The 19,151-nt window shown below is 40.5% G+C and carries 9 protein-coding genes; all 9 read right to left on the bottom strand.

Features of this window, described 5'->3' with window-relative positions; translation table 11 throughout:
• Positions 1-89: 89 nt before the first annotated feature.
• A complete protein-coding gene (locus BACPLE_RS06995) occupies positions 90-2,306 on the bottom strand; it encodes an LruC domain-containing protein (protein WP_007560249.1) in 2,217 nt (738 codons plus the stop codon).
• 582 nt (positions 2,307-2,888) lie between these two features.
• The gene (locus BACPLE_RS06990) at positions 2,889-5,114 is read right to left on the bottom strand and encodes a GH92 family glycosyl hydrolase (protein WP_007560248.1); all 2,226 of its coding nucleotides are present in this window, start codon (positions 5,112-5,114) and stop codon (positions 2,889-2,891) included.
• Between the two features lie 27 nt (positions 5,115-5,141).
• Complete coding sequence (locus tag BACPLE_RS06985; protein WP_040312580.1) at positions 5,142-7,415, bottom strand: GH92 family glycosyl hydrolase; 2,274 nt, start codon at positions 7,413-7,415, stop codon at positions 5,142-5,144.
• Between the two features lie 27 nt (positions 7,416-7,442).
• Positions 7,443-9,659, bottom strand: a complete 2,217-nt coding sequence (locus tag BACPLE_RS06980; RefSeq protein WP_040312578.1) for a GH92 family glycosyl hydrolase — start codon at positions 9,657-9,659, stop codon at positions 7,443-7,445.
• Between the two features lie 150 nt (positions 9,660-9,809).
• Complete coding sequence (locus BACPLE_RS06975) at positions 9,810-11,645, bottom strand: SusD/RagB family nutrient-binding outer membrane lipoprotein (RefSeq protein WP_007560242.1); 1,836 nt, start codon at positions 11,643-11,645, stop codon at positions 9,810-9,812.
• Between the two features lie 23 nt (positions 11,646-11,668).
• Positions 11,669-15,058 carry a SusC/RagA family TonB-linked outer membrane protein gene (locus tag BACPLE_RS06970; RefSeq protein WP_040312602.1) on the bottom strand — a complete coding sequence of 1,130 codons (3,390 nt, stop codon included), beginning with the start codon at positions 15,056-15,058 and terminating at the stop codon, positions 11,669-11,671.
• A gap of 192 nt (positions 15,059-15,250) precedes the next feature.
• A complete protein-coding gene (locus BACPLE_RS06965; RefSeq protein WP_007560238.1) occupies positions 15,251-16,252 on the bottom strand; it encodes a FecR family protein in 1,002 nt (333 codons plus the stop codon).
• Positions 16,245-16,808 carry an RNA polymerase sigma-70 factor gene (locus BACPLE_RS06960; RefSeq protein ID WP_007560236.1) on the bottom strand — a complete coding sequence of 188 codons (564 nt, stop codon included), beginning with the start codon at positions 16,806-16,808 and terminating at the stop codon, positions 16,245-16,247. Before BACPLE_RS06960 ends, BACPLE_RS06965 begins: the two co-directional genes overlap by 8 nt.
• 153 nt (positions 16,809-16,961) lie before the next feature.
• Positions 16,962-19,061, bottom strand: coding sequence for a glycoside hydrolase family 97 protein (locus tag BACPLE_RS06955; protein WP_007560235.1), 2,100 nt, complete (start codon positions 19,059-19,061; stop codon positions 16,962-16,964).
• Between the last annotated feature and the right edge of the window lie 90 nt (positions 19,062-19,151).

Here is a 19,151-nt window from a genome sequence, read left to right as displayed (position 1 = left end):
TTTTACATAGTTCAAAACCAGAATTCAGATATAAATCAACTTATAACTGGATTCTGGTTTTATCTTAAAACAATGTCTTATCTAGTATTTTAATGCAAATACCAGTCCTTATCTTCAGTATGATTACTTTCTACCCAGTTTTTATAACCTGCAAATATTTGATCAATAGCGACAGATTCATTCTTAGGACGTCCTGTTACATGACCGTTCTTGTCACGTACCAATTTATTTCGCAGATTTTCATATGCATCTTGATTAGGTACTCCTAACAAATAGAAACTGAACGGATAATCAAGACTTGATTTTGCTTCCCCTTGTACTTTACGAACATAAAAAATACCTTCTTCTATATCAGAAGCATCATCTTCTTCACCAAAATAAGAATCATCTACCATTGCAGTCGGTATACGGCCTGTCAAATGTACTTCCCAACGTTTTCCTGGATTTCTAGTTGATTCTTTATAAATAAACGGATTCAATGTAGAAACCCCATCTCTTGAACCACCTTCTATAGGTTGTGCTTCGTTATATTTCACCTTAATTCTAATGCGGTGGTTCAGTACATCTGCACCTTTAATGTTATCAGTAATCAGGATTACATTATATGTATCACTGCTACCATATACACCTTCCTGATGCAAACTCTGGGCCACCTCAAATGGTACATATTCATAATCATCATTATATACAAAATTACCGTCAGCATCCAATACAGACTCTTTAGTGATTTCAGAAGTAATAGTACAGTTTTCACCCTCTTTTAATTCTTTTACCGCTGTTTTCAAGCAAACACCAAACCCATTCTTATTTCCTGCAGCATTCACATTCTGGCCAGGAGTCAAATAAAACTCTTCTCCATCCAACTTATATTCAACATCCGTAACCTCTTCTGTCAACAAATCTTTATAAGTTGTTTCATAATATTGAATATAATAATCATATCTTACCAATACATCATTCATATCAAAATCACCTCTTGACGGCCATAAATCCTCAAATGAGAATAATCCTCCAGATGTTTCAAGCTGAATACGTGCAGAAGTTTCCGGGGTTATATTGTCAATCCAAGGAGCTTCGATATCCTCCGTTGAACCTACAGAAAGCTTAATAACCACATCTTTATAGTTATTTACATCATCTTTATCCTTCTTACAAGGAATAAAATTATCTTCAAAGCCGAAAAAGGCACTTTCAATTTTTCCACTAGAATTAAGCCCTTTACCATCAGAGTACTTAAAGCCAATTACAGGACGATTAGCTACCCCATTATTATTAATCTCATCGCCTGATGCTGTAATAGAATAAGTAGTATTCGTAGTAGAAAGTGTTTGATTACCGTCATTCAACTGAGACCAGGCGTCAGAAAGTAATACAAAACCAATATTCCATTTACCCTCAGGAAATGCATCTTGTGCCACCCCATTTTCATAATACTTCAAATAAACCGAGGTACCAACTTTGGTGCCTACAGTAGTAATTACCTCACCATCATCTGTCGTATAAGTACCATCTTGGGTATTAGGAAAAATCATATGAATTTGCAGGCTATTATATGAAGGTTCTGAACCTTGTTTATAATAATAGTACCCCAGTGAACTTCCATATTTAGAATTACTACTTAACAAAGTAACAGCCAGTTTTTCTTCACCATCACTCTTAAAAACGAAGTCTTTTTGCTCATTATTATTCTTACCATTTCGATTTGCATAGTAACTATTGAACAAATTAAAATCTTTTCGTAGCTCTTCTTCCTCATAGAAACCATCTGCATATTGAATAGTTCCGTTTTCATCATACTCTCCCATCGCTATCCAACCTTTATCCAATGCAGTTGTAGTACCTGCTCCAGCACGACTAGAACGACTGGCAACTTTCGTCAAGTTATTTGCATCCACAGTAATGGAACCGTTACTTACATTTGCTTTCAGCAAAGAAGGAACATGAATAGCCGATGTATATACATATACATCACGTCCTGGTGCGGACAAATATTCGGGCAACTCTACAGCCTGACTGAACGTACCATCTTTCTGAGTGAAACCACTGAAAATAGGCAGCAAATCATCACTCTTTACACCATCTTTTAACGGACTTTGGTCATACACTTCAAATACAATTGCACCCTCTACTTTTGTAGCATAGTTAATTGACAACTGATAAGTAGTACTTGTTGAAAATTTAGCTACCGGATCCAGCTCCTCTACTATATTTTCCCCGTTATTAACTCCTCCATCGAGATCGTCTTTACAACCTATTAAAGCTGTAGAAGCAGCCAATAAGGCTGCACAAAATGTTAAATGTTTCATAATACTAATTATATGTTTTCATAATAAGTTTACTAAATCCAAAAAAATCTTAGAATTAAGATGACACAAAGTAATACCAAGTGAAAGGTATTTTACTTGAATATTCGCATAAAACATTTGTATATTTACGTATTCAGACAAATTAAGAAACCTTGAAAAGCCTCACTTTAAAAACCTTAATTCCTTATATTAGACTTTTATCAAAAAATCTTTACAACAAAACAGAACGAGTACTTCCTTAAAAAAGAGATAAAAACAGCCTTGAAAATTAGTAATTTCTATCTTTTATTCTAATAAAAACACGCAGGAAAGACATTAAAATGAGGCCAATTTCTTTTGATAGCTTTTAATTTTTAGCACAACCAAAATAGATAATTTTTCATAAAAAGATTTCTATTTTCCATAAAGCAAATATGAAATTCCTTTAATCAAACTTTAAACTTCAACATAGTTTATATTTAATAACATCAAAAATCACTACTAAAACCATTACCATGATGAAACAAAAAATACGGAATTCAAAAATGAATTCCGTATTTTTTGTTTATGATATTAAAAACAACTCTGTTACAACACTAACATTTAATACCATACTACCGGCTCATCTCCCATCAGGAACTTCAATTCGCCACCTTTCATAATATCAGCATATTCAATCCAAGGTTTCTTATATTCAGCTCCATTAAGGACAATACCTTGTATGTAATTGTTCTGCTGACCTTTATTTTCACGTTCTATAACGAACTTACCACCAGGAACAGCAATTTCTACCTTATCAAAGTTCGGATAACCAAATACAAACTTGCCACCGGCAGGTTCTACCTGATAGAATCCGAAAGAAGAAAGGATATACCAAGCCGACATCTGTCCTACATCCTCATTACCTGACAAACCATCCGGCTGGTCTGTATACATTGTATGAAGAATCTCCTTGATTCTGTCGGCCGTCTTCCAAGGCTGCCCTACAAGTGTGTACAGGTAAACCGTATGATGACTCGGTTCGTTACCATGAGCATACTGACCAATCAATCCGCTAATATCCGGAGAAGAAGCATCTCCCATATCACCGTTTGCCAGGAACAAAGAATCCAGTTTGTTCACAAACGCTTCTTTACTGCCGAAGCATTCCACCAGTCCTTCTACATCATGAGGAACCAGCCATGTGTACTGCCATGCATTTCCTTCACAATAGTCGTCTTCTCTGTGAGAAGATGCATAAGGACTAAACGGAGTACGCCAGGAACCGTCGAGCATCTTTCCTCTCATGAATCCCGTAGAAGCATCAAAATAATTCTTGTATGATTTGCTACGTTTCAGGAAATATTCATAATCTTCCTGCTTGCCAAGTTTCTGAGCGGCCTGTGCCACTGCCCAGTCTGCAATAGCATACTCCATATCATACGCAATGGCTTCCGTCATCTTGTCTGCCGGAATAAACCCGTATTCAATACGGTGTTCCATTCCACGCTCAGGCAACATTGAAGATTCTTTCAGTGCCTTGAAAGCCAACTCTGTATCGAATCCTTTGATGTCCTTCAAGATGGCATCTGCCACCACCGGTACCCCCGGATTACCTACCATACAGTTGGTTTCACACCCCATCAGATGCCATACCGGAAGCTTTCCTTGCTGCTGATGGATATGAAGCATAGTATTAATGATGTCACTCATCTTTTCAGGATGCAGAATCGTCATCAACGGCTGTGCTGCACGATAGGTATCCCACAGTGAGAATGTAGTGTAATTTACAAAACCTTCGCCCTTGTGCATCTGCTTATCGGCTCCATAATAATCACCGTTCACATCACAGAATTCAGACGGAGCAAACAAGGTGTGATACAGACTTGTATAGAAAATCTTCTTTGAAGCCTCATCTGTGGTATACACTTTTACCTTATTCAATTCCTTATTCCAGGCAGCCTTTGCATCTGCAATCGTCTTCTCAAAGTCCCAACCACTCAGTTCTGTCTGCATATTCAGCTGTGCACCTTCTTCTGAAGTAGGAGACAATGCCACCTTCATATACACCGGTTCTTGGTTTCCCGCAGCAAAGTTGACTCTGGCAAACAGCTGTGCACCTTTTGCCATGTTACCTTCCTTCACAGAATCGTTGACAATAAATTCTACGTTATCAAACTTACGTGAGAATTCTGCACGGAAAAATACACGCTGGTCGTCGGCCCATCCCTTTGAATAGCGATAACCGCTCACGGTGCTGTCGTTTACCACCCGTATCACGGCTTCTGTGGTTTTATCCCAGCAACCACCGTTTACCATATCAAATACAATGGCCGGACTTTCATTTCCCAGGAAAGTATATTTATGGAAGCCGACACGCTTAGTAGCTGTCAATTCTACATCCACATTGTATCTTGACAGGTGAGTACGATAGTAACCCGGAGTCACAACTTCTTTCGAGCGGTCTGAGTAAGACCATAATCCCGTTTCATACGATGAAGCATCCCCTCTTGAATAAGTCACTTCTCCTACTACCGGCATTACATTGATGTCATGCAAGTCGCCTATACCGGTTCCACTCAAATGTGTATGTGGAAATCCTATCACCGTAGAGTCTGATACATGATACCCCGATACCCAGTCCCATGACTGAGGAATGCTTGTCGGACCCAGCTGAATAAATCCGTAAGGTACATTGGCTCCATAAAACACATGTCCATGTCCGCCAGTACCAATACGAGGGTCTACAAACTGCGTCAAATCTTCCATCTCCTGCCCTTTCTGGCTACTTCCACAAGAAGCCAGACACAAGGACAAAACCGGAACAAACAATAATGATTTCTTATTCATGGTTTTAAATTTAATATATGAAGGTTCTTATTTCTCATCCACTGAAAACGAGTAAGGAGCATCTTCTGCAGCTATACCTCTGTTTTCGTTCGGCAAGTTACTCATTTCTATTTGTATTTTCGCTCCATTCATCAAATCTTCATGTGAAAAATAGTTATGAGTATAAGATTTCCCATTCAATTTCATCTCTTTAATGTACAAATTCTCCTCACTGTTCAACGGAGCTTCAATCATTACGTCCTTTCCATTTTCCAGATGAATAGTCGCTTTCTTAAACAAAGGAGCACCCACCACATATTCATTACTTCCCGGACATACCGGATAGAATCCTAAAGCTGTAAATACATACCATGCAGAAGTCTGTCCATTGTCCTCGTCACCACAATATCCATCCGGAGTCGGTGTATACATCTTGTTCATCACCTGACGCAACCAGTACTGCGCCTTCCACGGCTGTTTGGCATAATTGTACAAATAAATCATGTGCTGAATAGGCTGGTTTCCATGTGCATAGTTACCCATGTTCATCACGGTCATCTCACGAATCTCATGAATTACAAAACCATAATAGCTGTCATCGAATACAGGCGGTACAGAGAATACAGAATCAAGCATAGACACAAAGGCCTTGTCCCCTCCCATCAGGTCAATCAGTCCCTGAGGGTCATGGAATACCGACCAGGTGTAGTGCCAGCTGTTTCCTTCAGTGAAGGCATCCCCCCATTTCAATGGAGAGAAAGGCTTCATGAATTCACCGTTTTCCTTCTTACCTCTCATCAGTTTGGTTTCCGAATCAAACAGATTCTTATAGTTCATGGCACGTTCTGCAAAAAGCTTGATTTCCTTTTTCGGTCGCTTCAGCTCTTTAGCAAGTTTATAGATGCACCAGTCATCATACGCATATTCCAGTGTACGGGCTGCATTCTCGTGTATCTTCACATCACAAGGCACGTAACCTAATTTATTATAATATTCATATCCCAGACGTCCGGTAGAAGATACCTCCGGATGCACGTTCTTTGTTCCATGGAGCAATCCTTCATACAATGTCTTCAGGTCGTCCACTTTCACACCTTTCATATAAGCATCAACTAACACGGAAGCAGAATTGTTGCCCACCATACATCCGCGGTGTCCGGGGCTAGCCCATTCAGGGAAGAATCCACTCTCTTTGTAAGTATTGACAAGACCTTCCTGGATCTCTTTATTAACTGACGGATAAGCCAAATTCAACAAGGGGAAAAGACATCTGAATGTATCCCAGAAACCTGTATCTGTGTACATATATCCCGGAAGTACCTGTCCGTTGTAAGGACTGTAATGCACTACCTGTCCGTTAGCATCTATCTCATAGAATTTGCGAGGGAACAGCAATGAACGATACAAGCAAGAATAGAACATGCGATACTGGTCAAGGTTACCGCCTTCCACCTCGATTCTGCCCAGCACTTCGTTCCAAGCAGTCTTACCTTTTTGTACCAACACATCAAAACTGTCATTGCCCAACTCCTTCAGATTTTCTAAAGCCTGTGCCTGACTGATGAAAGAAGAAGCCACTCTAGCATGTACTTTTTCTCCTTTTCGAGTAGCAAAACCGATAATAGCTCCTGCATGATTTGCCTCCTGTTCAACTTTATCTACAGAGATACAGCTGTCGGCCACCGTAGCCTTGTACGTAAAAGGCTTGTCAAATTCTATTACAAAATAGTTCTTGAAGTTATCAGGCACACCACCACTATTCTTGGTAGAATAACCGATAATACGGTTATTTGCCGCATCAATCTTCACATAAGAACCCTTGTCAAACGCATCAATCACTACGTAAGAATGCTCATTTTCAGGGAAAGTAAAACGGAACAGGGCAGCCCGTTCAGTCGGAACCAGCTCTGTCACTACATCATGTTCTGCCAGATATACCTTATAATAATATGCCTTTGCTTCTTCACCTTTATGCGAAAACCAGCTGGCACGTTTGTTTTCATCAAACACCGGCTCTCCTACCACCGGCATAATGGAAAACTGACCGTAGTCATTAATCCACGGGCTGGGCTGATGGGTCTGTTTAAATCCTCTGATTTTAGTAGCTGTATACATATACTGCCATCCGTCTCCCATTTTTCCGGTCTGAGGAGTCCAGAAGTTCATACCCCACGGACGTGCAATAGCCGGATACGTATTTCCGGAAGAAAACTCATAAGTAGACTGTGTACCAATTAGCGGATTCACATAGTCTGCATAATTCGTAGCCTTACCGTGAAGGGCAAAGCACATTATCATGATTAACAATACTAATTTCTTCATCATAAATTCCTAGTTTAAAATTTTTAATTAATACCATGTATGCCCAGGCTCATTACACATCTCCAGTTCCAATGTCGCACCTGACAGAATCTGTTCATGCGTAATAAAACTCTGATGATAATCCTTGCCATCCAATTTCACAGCACGTATGTACCTATTTTCTTTGTCAAGATTCTTCGCAAGCACAGTAAACACTTTGCCATTTGCCAACTGCAATTCAACCTTTTTAAATTTTGGTTTTCCTATTTCATACTCACCGGAAACAGGATTTACAGGATAAAAGCCCATGGCACTGAATACATACCATGCCGACATCTGTCCGCAGTCCTCATTTCCACACAAACCAGCCGGGGTATTCAGATACAGTTCATCCATAATCTGCGACACATATTGCTGCGTTTTCCAAGGCTGATTTACCTTATTATACAGATAGGCCACATGATGGCTCGGCTCATTTCCGTGTGCATACTGTCCAATCATACCCGTACTGAAAATAGGCAACTCGTGGTCATCCGTCGGGTGATATGTAAACATGCTGTCAAGCTTCTCTCTAAAACGCTCCTTTCCTCCCACCAGGCTCACAAGACCATCCACATCATGCTGTACAGACCAGAAATAATGCCATGCATTGCTTTCACAAATATGTGGCGTATATTCCTCAGCATGGAAGTCCTTGATAAAATTACCTTTATCATCTTTGGGCTGCATAAAGGAAGTAGCCGGATTATACACATTACGGTAATTCTGCGAACGAGCATAGAAAGTATCCGCAATATCCTTCCGCCCCATCTTGGCAGCCATTTCAGCTATACAAAAATCATCGAACGCATATTCCAGTGTTCTTGACAACGACCAGTTTTCAGAATTATATTCGTCTGTGACATTATAAGGGATATATCCCTTCTGCTTATAAAAGCCAATGCCTCTGTATTCATCAATATTCGCAGTAGCTACACAAGCTTCCAATGCCTTTTCAGCATCAAAATCACCGATACCCTTCAAATACGCATCCACAATAACTGGTACCGCATGATAACCAATCATCATGTCTGTTTCACTTCCATAGAAGTTCCATACCGGCAAACGGCCGTTCTGCTCATAGAATGCCAAGAATGACTTAATCATGTCATTAGTCCGTTCCGGCTGCGTATAAGTAAACAGCGGATGTGAGGCACGGAACGTATCCCAAAGAGAGAACGTACTGTAATTGGTCCAGTTCTCCGCCTGATGCACCTTCTGATCCGGTCCGTAATATTGTCCGTCGACATCCGAATAAATGGTAGGAGCCAGCATACTATGATAAAGTGCCGTATAGAACACGGTCTTGTCATCCTTGTCTTCCGACTCTACCTTTATCTTCGACAATTCCTTATTCCATGTTTCCTTGGCCAGCAACCGATACTTTTCAAAATCGTTTTCCGGAACTTCTGCCTGCAGGTTCTTGGCCGCACCTTCCATACTCACTCCCGAAATGGCGGTAGAAACAATTATCTGCTCATCCTTTTTCGTCGAGAAATCAAACCGGGCAACGTATGCAGTACCCATAGGAAGATTGTCCTTCAAGATAGGAGTCGTATCCATTTGTACATTCTCAAAAGGAACAGAGAAACGGGTCTGGAAGAACACCTTCTGCTTTCTGGCCCAACCATCCGAAAAACGATATCCACGGATAGTCACAGAGTCTACTACCTCCACATAACTATCCTGTGTGGCATCCCAGTTCATTGCTTTTTTCAGATTCAGAATAATGGCCGATTTCGCTTCCGGGAAAGTATAGCGTTGAATTCCGCAACGTGCCGTTGCCGTCAGTTCCACATTGATTCCATAATCATCCAAGAAGACCTGATAATATCCGGCAGATGCACTTTCCTTCTCATGCGAAAACTTGGAATGTATTCCCAAAGGGGCTTCTGCCTCTACGTATGGCAGGGTTACAGGCATAAAAGAAATATCATACAAATCGCCTGCTCCTGTTCCTGAAAGATGCGTATGGCTAAACCCGGCAATGGTACTGTCCGGATAGTAATAGCCTGCAATTCTATCCCATCCCGGAAGCCCGTTGTCCGGACTCAATTGAACCATGCCAAAAGGAACTTGTGCACCCGGATAAGTATTTCCGGTAAAGTCCGTCCCAATGAAAGGATTCACATACTGTGTCAAATCTTCTTCCACATGAGTAACAGGAGTAGAACAAGCCCATGTAAGACCAGCCAAACCAATAAAAGCCCAAAGTGAATTTTTCATGTTATTATAATAGCTAAAAGATACTGCAACCCCGCAGTGACTAAAGTTAAGAAAAATAATGATTAAAAAAGCCGTTTTAGCCATATTAATGTATATCAAACCAATACCAACAGGCTAAAACGGCTTTCTTTATTCATTTATTAAAGGTAATTATCTGAAGTTTTTCGGCGTATGCCATTTGCCGCTGTCATCCATCGTGTCAGCTACATCCCACCAAACTCTTGTACCTTGGGTATAATCTGGCTTCAACGGATTACGTGACTCACTATTTGGATAACTAATACGCTTAATCAGTTTCGTATTTTCTACTTCACCGTTAGAGTTATTACCATAACGCGGCAACAGCAAATAGCGAGGATAATCAGTACGACGTACCTCTGCCCAGCCTTCATTACCATTAGGATATACAGCTAACCACTTCTGTGTAATAATCTGTTCAAGCTGTTCTTCGTCAGAACCGCTAGTGAAAGCTTTCATACCTGCCAAGTGATTAATGTAATTATCAATCTTCTGCTGACCTTCGGCATCTGCATCAATTTCATAATAGTTCATTGAAGCACGAATACCCTCTTCATAATATTTCTTGGCGTCAGTTTTAGGCAGTCCAGCCCAGCCACGCAAAGCAGCTTCAGCCTTCAGGAAGAGACTTTCAGAATAGCCCATCCATACAATTTCACGAGCTAAGTTCCACCATACCTTACGATTCATAACATCTGTACGCTGATCTACACGCATCGGAGAATAAACTGTAGTATATTTAGAACCAACCTCTGTTACTCCATTACGGTAACCACCGAATTCTTTATCTGATTCATGAATACCATCTTTCGCATTCAAATCATCCAAAGATGTAGGACGGAACCATAACACTTCACAACGGGGGTCAAGATAACAATTTGCTTCTTTTTCATTAAACTTCTGGTTATCCAGGCCCACTACTGTACCTTCTTCAGCACCTTGTGACACCTTAGCCACAAAACCATCAGCCGATGAGTCAATGCCATCCTTTAACGCCTGGTTCTTGTATGCCCACTCCATTTCCTTAGGCAAAACTACACTGGCGCCCCAACCGTACATCAAGGCAAAAATATTCTCATTACCGCCGGTTACAAACTGACGTTTAGGAATCAGTTTCATATTGTCTTCCTGTCCCTGCATCAAACCAGCAGGATCAGTCAACGCCTTTTCACCCTGTTCCTTAGCTAACGCTGGATTTACATTTGACACACGCAAGGCAAGACGCAGACGCAATGTATTCGCAAAACGAAGCCATTTATTTACATCACCTTTGTACACACGGTCATCCGTATCACTGAACTTATACTGAGCACCAGCTGGAGGATTATGCAAACCTGTGATAGCCTGATCAAGTATCTGGAATATTAAACCATATACTTCCTCTTGTGAACTGTATTCCACATTTTCTTCAGGAGGAATCATACCTTTTACATAATACTTAATTGGAATATCTCCATAAGTATCAGTCTGAGCAGACATCAAGAAAGCATAGTAGATACGTGTAATGTGGAATACATTGTGATAATATTCTCTATTACAGAACCAAAAAGTCTTAATCAACTGGCTATATTCTGAGATGGTACGGTCATCATAGAAATGACGCCAACGAGATGCTGACCAAGCATCGTTATACGCATAAGCCGGAGCATTATTCAAAAAACCGTTTGATCCACTATAAGCTGCATACACATCATGTGTCAGGTTAGTAGCAGTCTGATAATCATTGTATAACCCTTCATACATGAAGTTAAAGAAAGTTGCACCTACCGCACTTTCTGTAGCTTGTAAACTCTTTAACGCATTTTCCGACAAAGTATAGTCGATATCAATGCCGTCAGCCGTACCTCCTATCACTGTAGGATCATAAACCGGAGCATACGGATTGGTATTCATTTCTTCAAAGTCATGACAGCCTGTAAGTGCTAACAACGAACACAAGGCGACAGATTTATATATATTGAATTTCATAACTCTATACTATTTTTTTAAGATTAAAAACCTAAACTAACAGACAAACCAAAGGTACGAGTATAAGGCAGAGCCGCATAATCAATAGCCTGTGAGAACATAGTTGTATCGTAACCACCTTCAGGACTTGTACCCGGTGTATGCTTCAACAGATAACACAAGTTACGTGCTACAAATGAAACGTTCAGTGAAGTCAACGGGGTCTTTTTCAGCATCTTTGACGGGAATGAATAACCCAATGACAATTCTTTCAACTTAATAAATGAAGCATCATACAGGAAGTCTTCAGCCAACAACGCACCATAGTACTGGCTAGCTGTAATCTTCGTGGTATTAGGCTGACCATTTTCAGTCACACCAGGGAATACCATCATATAATTATCAGCTTCTCCACGATTTTCCGTACGCTTAGCCAAACCTCTACCGGTAGCCATCATTTCTGAGTAAGAGAAGATATCACCACCAAATTTCATATCAAACATAGCAGAAAGAGTTACACCTTTATAAGTGAAAGTAGGTGATACAGACATGGTCAGGTCAGGCTGAATGTTACCAATCGGGTTAGCTACATATTCAGCTTCATCAGTCACAGTCATCGGCATACCGTCGGCACCGATTATAATATCACCGTTATCATTGCGTTTGTACAAAGTAGTTGCATAAATCTCACCCAGTTTTTCACCAGCACGAGCACCAACCTTAACAGGGAAGTTGCCATCACCGTTAAAGAACATATAGTTCACATTAGATTCAGGAGCCAGTTCTTTAACAGTAGAAACATTGTGCGCCATGTTCACATTCAAATCAAATGTGAAGTCCTTAGTATCTACAATGGTAGAATACAACATCAATTCAACACCCTGGTTCGAAATCAAACCGGCATTAACCCACTGTCCACCACTCCAAGGAGCTGCAGCAGGCACCTTCATAATCTGGTTCTTAGTCTTGCTGTAATAATAAGTAAAGTCAAACCCGAAACGATTATCAAAGAACTTCATATCCAAACCAGCTTCGTATGAAGTAGCAATTTCCGGCTTCAAATTATCGTTCAACTTCACATTACTCTTATCAGGAGTCAAGATGCCATTATCAAACTTATAAGCATAAGTATTGTACAACTGATACGGTTCTGTATCCTTACCTACCTGTGCAGCAGACAGACGCAACTTAGCAAAAGTTACCCATGAAGGTAAAGATTTGTCGATAGACTTCATGAAATCAGAAATAACAAAACTTAAGTTAGCAGAAGGATAGAAGAATGAATTATTCTGCTTAGGCAATGTAGATGACCAGTCATTACGAGCAGTAAGGTCTAATGACAAATATTCCTTCCACGCCATCTGTACAGAACCAAATACAGAATTCATGGCACGTTCCTTACCTGTTTCAGCAGCTGTACGCAACAGGTTAGCCGCATTGAACATCCATTCACCCTTAGTCAACATGTTACCTACACCGGCACTCAAAGACTCGAACTTCTGATACATGAAGTTAGAACCCAGCGTAAAGCCAAGGCGGAAGTTTTCAGTCAACTGACGGTCACCCATCAAAATAAATTCAGCATTTGATTCGAAGAAGTTTTCTTCGCCACGATCCATCTTGTCATCAGTGATAGCACTAGGAACCGTTTCATTATTATACGCATCACCTGCATTGGTATTCTGAACACGCGTACGGTAATAATCGAAGGCATACTTAGCAGATAAATGCAACCAGTCAGTAAAGTTAATCTTAGTGCTATAATAACCAAATGCACGCCAGCGTTCGTCAGAATTATGACGCTGATGCAATACATAATATGGGTTACGGATTTCAGCACTCGGTCCATACCAGTTCACATGTACGGCATCTTCAGTTGAATACTGTTTCAAATCATCCAAACGTACATTGTGAGGAATACCCATCAACTGATTGATAGCACCGTATGTACCATATTCAGGACGATCCTCTGCTTTGGTACGTGACAATGAAATCTTTCCGTCGATTGACATCCATTTATTCAATTCTGTACCAGCATTCAAGTCGATATTTATACGATTCAACTTTTCATTCGGGAACACACCCTTGTTATCCGATGCACCGAACGAAGCACGGAAATGTGATGTTTCAGTACCGTTGCTAATAGACACATTGTGATTCTGTGAGAAACCAGTATCAAAATAATCCTTCAACTTATTGCCATATTTTGAATAAGCATATGTCTCACCATTCCAAGCTTCAAATGGGCTTCCATCCAATACGGGTCCCCAGCTACCTGATGTTTCTTTGGTATAGCTAGCACCACCATTGGCACCAATCTGTCCCTGGCCATAACGTTCCTGCTGCTCTAATGTTTCGGCTACGCTACTCCATGTAAAGTTACCAGTATAGCGGATACCAAAACCATCTTTCTTGGAACCTTTCTTCGTTGTAACCAAAATTACACCGTTACCAGCACGTGAACCATACAATGCTGCGGCATTCGGGCCTTTCAAAACTGAAATACTCTCAATGTCATCCGGATTAATATCCATTGCAGAGCCACCACGGTCTACACCACCATAGAAACTAGCATCAGATGTGTTGTTGTCGCTAAAAGGAACACCATCCACAATCCACAGCGGCTGGTTGTTATCGCTCAATGAAGAGTTACCACGAATGGTAATCTTAGTAGAACCACCCAAACCTGTAGCAGAGGTATTCATCTGCAAACCGGCTACTTTACCCTGTAAAGCACTGGTTACAGAAGGGTCACCTGTCTTGTTCAACTCATCACTCTTCAGTTCCTGCACAGCGTATCCCAGCATTTTTTTCTCACGCTTGATACCCAAAGCAGTAACTACGACTTCATCCAATACCTCTGTATCTTCGTGCATGGTCAAGTCAATTACCTCTTTGCCTTCCACCTTCATTTCTATACTCTTATAACCGATATAAGAGAATTGAAGTACCGCATTTCCAGGTACGCTCAATGAATAATTTCCGTCATAGTCAGTAATACTTCCGTTGGTGGTTCCTTTTTCCATAATAGTCACACCAATCAGCGGTTCACCCGTCGCATCTATTATACGTCCGGTAATTGTTTTTTTTGTCGTTTCCTGTGCAGGAGACTTCTTTACTGTAGAATTATCCATAGACAGATAAACGACTTTATCGTCTATCTTATAAGAAATGTTTTTTCCACTCAACGCCTTGCTCAACACTTCCTGTAAAGAAGAGTCATTCATATTCAAAGATTCAAGTTGAACAGAAGCAAGCTTGTCATCATAAAAGAACTGATAATCCGACTGCGCCTGAATTTCTTTAATCACACTTCCCAAACTTGGATTAGCCAATGAAAGATTAAACTGCGCCGAGACCAATTGAAATGGAGCTGCCGACAAGCCTAGAAAAACCAATGTCCTGAGATATTTTCCTGGACATAAGGATTGCATTTTCCCTTCTAAAAATAAATTTTTCTTAAGGTTAAACATAATCTTGTTATTTTAAAATTATTACTACAATTTTCAATAGTACTTATATAACAGCTATCCAAATAAAAACACTTACTTTATTTCATTTATTTTTTCAAGAAACATAAAAAAAACGGCAAACATATTATAAAAATATATTTGCCGAATCGGATTTTACTCCACAGGTTCAATCAAAACCTTATCACTCTCTATCTTATATTTTATCGGTATACTATTTTGCAAAGTTTTTATTACATCTTCAAGCTCTTGCTTTTTCTCTATCATGCCCGAATAAGTATGTTCCAGGTCAATATCCTTACGAACCTCTATCTTAACATGATATAAATCCTCCAGCACTTTTGCAATATCCTGAATTGTCGCATTCTGGAATGGCACCATGTTGTTCCGCCAGATTCCATCCATAATTGAATTGGTTTCTTTCACCACCATCTTATGGTTATTCTTTTCTACAATGGCTTTCTGACCTGGAAGCAAAACGATTTTTGAATCATCATTAGCAGATTCCACAAGCACTTCTCCTTCAATAAGCGACGTTTCGGCTACGGTATCCCTGGCATAACTCTTCATATTAAAAATCGTACCATGCACTACCACCGTCATCAGCTTACTCTCTACCGTGAACTTATGCTTGCCTGTCTGACGGGCTACTTGAAAATAAGCTTCCCCATCCAGTCTGACTTTCCGGTTGTCTTTCGTAAAAGTTTTCGGATATTCAAACACACTCCCTTTATTCAACCAGACTTTTGTCCCATCTGCCAGTTCAATCTTTCTTATCTTACTGTCCGCGTAAACTTTTATCATGTCCTCGCTTGTCAGCCCTTTAAAGGACAGCCACCCTATAAGCACCAGAACCAGCACGGCCGCCGCATATCGGGTCCACATAAAGAGATGCCTTGTCTGCTTTTTCTCTTTCTTATGCAAAGACATAGATACCTCGGCAGGCTGCACTACCGATTTCAGCCGTTGCATGGCTGCATTTATTTTATCTTCCTCATTGTATTTCCACTTTCCCAGATGATATAACTCCTCTATGGAAAACAGATACTTTTTGTTGTCGGGCGAAGCACTGATATATTCATTCAGCGCCTTCATATCTTCAGCGGTTGCAATTCCCTGAAGATACCTCCATATAATATCATCACTAATGTTACTCATATACACCTAAAAAACAAATTAATAATAAAAGCAGATGACTGAGCTTTACACGCAGTATCTTCAAAGCCTTATACATATGGGCTTCTACTGTTCTCAGGGAAATACCAAGTATGTCGGCAATTTCCTTATTCTTCATATCGTAGAGATAACTCATCTTAAAGACTTTCCGGCTTTGGTCTGGCAAGTCGTTTATGGCAGACAGAATTTCTTTTTTCATCTCCAGATTTTCCATTCGTGCCATCACGTCAGAATTCTCATAATTATAATAAGCTATTTTCTGAGCAAAGAATTCTTTTTCTTCCGCCGTATAACTATCCACTACCGATTTATGCTTCAGAAAGTTGATGGATCTAGTATAAACAGACCGATATAAAAAAGACTTGATGTGATCGTCAAAATCAATCTTGCTTTTGTTATTCCACAACTCAACAAATACATCTTGAACAATATCTTCCGCATCATCCTCACCTACCAGACGAGTTGCATAAAACAACAACGCAGAATAATGTTGTTTAAACAAGTCATAATATATTGTTTCAAAATTGTTTACAGACATAAGTGATCAGATTTGGTATTTATCACAAAGATAAATTTTAAAATCGATTTCAACAACTTTTATATAAAGTCATCCACTCATATCTGTTTTAAGCAATTATGCCGACAAGGATGTCAAAGATCTATCTTTATTTTCCTGAAAACAATCTTCTACCTATAATTCCTTTATACTAATAGCTACCCCACCACTGGGTGCCAGTTTTTGTCTGAGTTTAGTCTTATGACTTATCGTCCGTGTCTCTATCACATATTCTTTCGGATTTGTCCGCCAATCGGCTTTCTTACCGTCTGCATAAATAACGGCCTGATACTTCTTTCCTTTCGGCAGGAAGCTGAAATCAATAAGGGCTTCACGGCTGTTTTCATCCGTAATACCTCCTACATACCATTCATTTTTCCCTTTGGCCTTACGGGCAATTGTGATGTAATCTCCCGGTTCAGCTTCTAATATATAAGTACGGTCCCAATCAACCGCCACGTCCTTAATAAACTGAAACGCATCCGGATATTTCTCATAATTCTGATACAAATCGGCTGCCATCTGAAGCGGACTATACATCGTGACATACAGAGCAAGCTGTTTCACCAGTGTAGTACCCAGCTTTGCCTTGTTACTGCCATACACCGACAAATCTCCTTCAAAAATACCGGGAGTATAATCCATCGGACCTCCCATCAGACGAGTAAACGGAAGAATGGTCTGGTGGTCCGGACGAATGCCGTTGAACGATTCAAACTCCGTCCCTCGCGCCGACTCCTGCGCAATCCAGTTGGGATAGGTACGGCATAAACCGGTCGGACGAACCGCTTCGTGCGAATTGACCATAATCTTATACTGAGCCGCCTTTTCTGCTACACGGTTGTAATGGTTCACCATCCACTGTCCGTCGTGATGCTCACTACGTGGAATAATCGGGCCTACATATCCGGTTTTCACCGCATCATATCCGTTGTCTTTCATGAAACGGAACGCATCATCCATCTGACGCTCATAATCTGCCACAGACGAAGTAGTTTCATGATGCATGATAATCTTTACCCCTTTGGAAGCCGCATACGCCTGTAACTCCTTCACGTCAAAATCTGGATAAGGAGTAGTAAAGCTATAGATAAACTCTTTGGCATACGCATAGTTATCTTCCCATCCTTCATTCCATCCTTCCACCAGCACGGCGTCAAATCCATGCTTAGCTGCAAAGTCGATGTATTCTTTCACATGAGCTGTATTGGCTCCATGATGTCCGTTAGGTTTCAGTTGCTTATAATCAGTCTGTCCAATCACAACATCCTGTGTATCGGTATAGGCCCATGTAGAGCCTCCTCCCGTGAAGTATTCCCACCACACACCAACGTATTTAGTCGGCTTTATCCAGGAAGTATCTTCTATCTTACACGGCTCATTCAGATTCAGAATCAGGTTGGAAGCCAGAATATCACGGGCGTCGTCGCTCACAATAATCGTACGCCACGGAGTCACACTTCCAGTCTGAATATATCCCTTATTTCCATTCTTATCGGGCGTCAAGTGTGCACTCATAAGGTAAGTCTCTGCATCCAGGTTCAAATGCATGGCCGGATAATTTACCAGTGCTGCTTCATGAATATTGATATACAGTCCGTTATCCGACTTCAGCATAAGCGGAGTCTGTACAGCCAGATTCGGAGTCGGTGATTTACAAGCCAAAGGCTCATTACGGGCCTCATCAATTAAAAGAGGTACTTCCGAAAGGCGGGAGGTAGTTATCTGAAATTCATTGGTATCGTAATCAGCCGGAATCCAGAAAGCTTTATGATTGCCAGCCAGCTGGAATTCTGTCAGTTCTTCTTTCAGAGTAAAATGACGCAGATTACTTTGCACGGGGAATTCATAACGGAATCCCAGTCCGTCATTAAATAACCGGAAGCGGATATTCAAGAGTCTGCCGGATTTTTCTTGTTTCAATGCCACCCACAACTCCTTGTGATGATCGCTAATCTCATTGTTCTGCCCCCACACCGTATTCCAGACCGTATTGCAACTATCTATCTTCGTTTCCACCACACTAAAGTTACGGTCAAAAGCAATCGAAGGACTTATCTGAAAGCCCATTTTGCTTTCGTTTATCACTTCTTTTTCTTTGTACATTAACGAATAGACTGGTTTGCCTTCGTCGGATAGATGAAACTGCATTTTAAGGTTCCCGTCAGGCGAAGTCAATGTCTGCGCATTTACAGCCACAGATGCCGCCAGTAACCCAAGCCATACAAAAATCATTCTCATCGCTGTATGTTTTTATGTTAGTTGTATTTATTTATCCTAAGTATTATTATAACAATCACACGCGCAAAAACACTTACTGTACCA

The organism is Phocaeicola plebeius DSM 17135, from assembly GCF_000187895.1.
In the GTDB taxonomy this organism is placed as follows: Bacteria; Bacteroidota; Bacteroidia; order Bacteroidales; family Bacteroidaceae; genus Phocaeicola; species Phocaeicola plebeius.
This window is presented reverse-complemented; position numbering and strand designations above follow the sequence as displayed.

What these genes read in the sequence shown, in the direction of transcription:
- BACPLE_RS06995 (WP_007560249.1), bottom strand. Translation starts at nt 2,306, where the DNA reads ATGAAACATTTAACATTTTGTGCAGCCTTATTGGCTGCTTCTACAGCT.
- BACPLE_RS06990 (WP_007560248.1), bottom strand. Translation starts at nt 5,114, where the DNA reads ATGAATAAGAAATCATTATTGTTTGTTCCGGTTTTGTCCTTGTGTCTG.
- BACPLE_RS06985 (WP_040312580.1), bottom strand. Translation starts at nt 7,415, where the DNA reads ATGAAGAAATTAGTATTGTTAATCATGATAATGTGCTTTGCCCTTCAC.
- BACPLE_RS06980 (WP_040312578.1), bottom strand. Translation starts at nt 9,659, where the DNA reads ATGAAAAATTCACTTTGGGCTTTTATTGGTTTGGCTGGTCTTACATGG.
- BACPLE_RS06975 (WP_007560242.1), bottom strand. Translation starts at nt 11,645, where the DNA reads ATGAAATTCAATATATATAAATCTGTCGCCTTGTGTTCGTTGTTAGCA.
- BACPLE_RS06970 (WP_040312602.1), bottom strand. Translation starts at nt 15,058, where the DNA reads ATGCAATCCTTATGTCCAGGAAAATATCTCAGGACATTGGTTTTTCTA.
- BACPLE_RS06965 (WP_007560238.1), bottom strand. Translation starts at nt 16,252, where the DNA reads ATGAGTAACATTAGTGATGATATTATATGGAGGTATCTTCAGGGAATT.
- BACPLE_RS06960 (WP_007560236.1), bottom strand. Translation starts at nt 16,808, where the DNA reads ATGTCTGTAAACAATTTTGAAACAATATATTATGACTTGTTTAAACAA.
- BACPLE_RS06955 (WP_007560235.1), bottom strand. Translation starts at nt 19,061, where the DNA reads ATGATTTTTGTATGGCTTGGGTTACTGGCGGCATCTGTGGCTGTAAAT.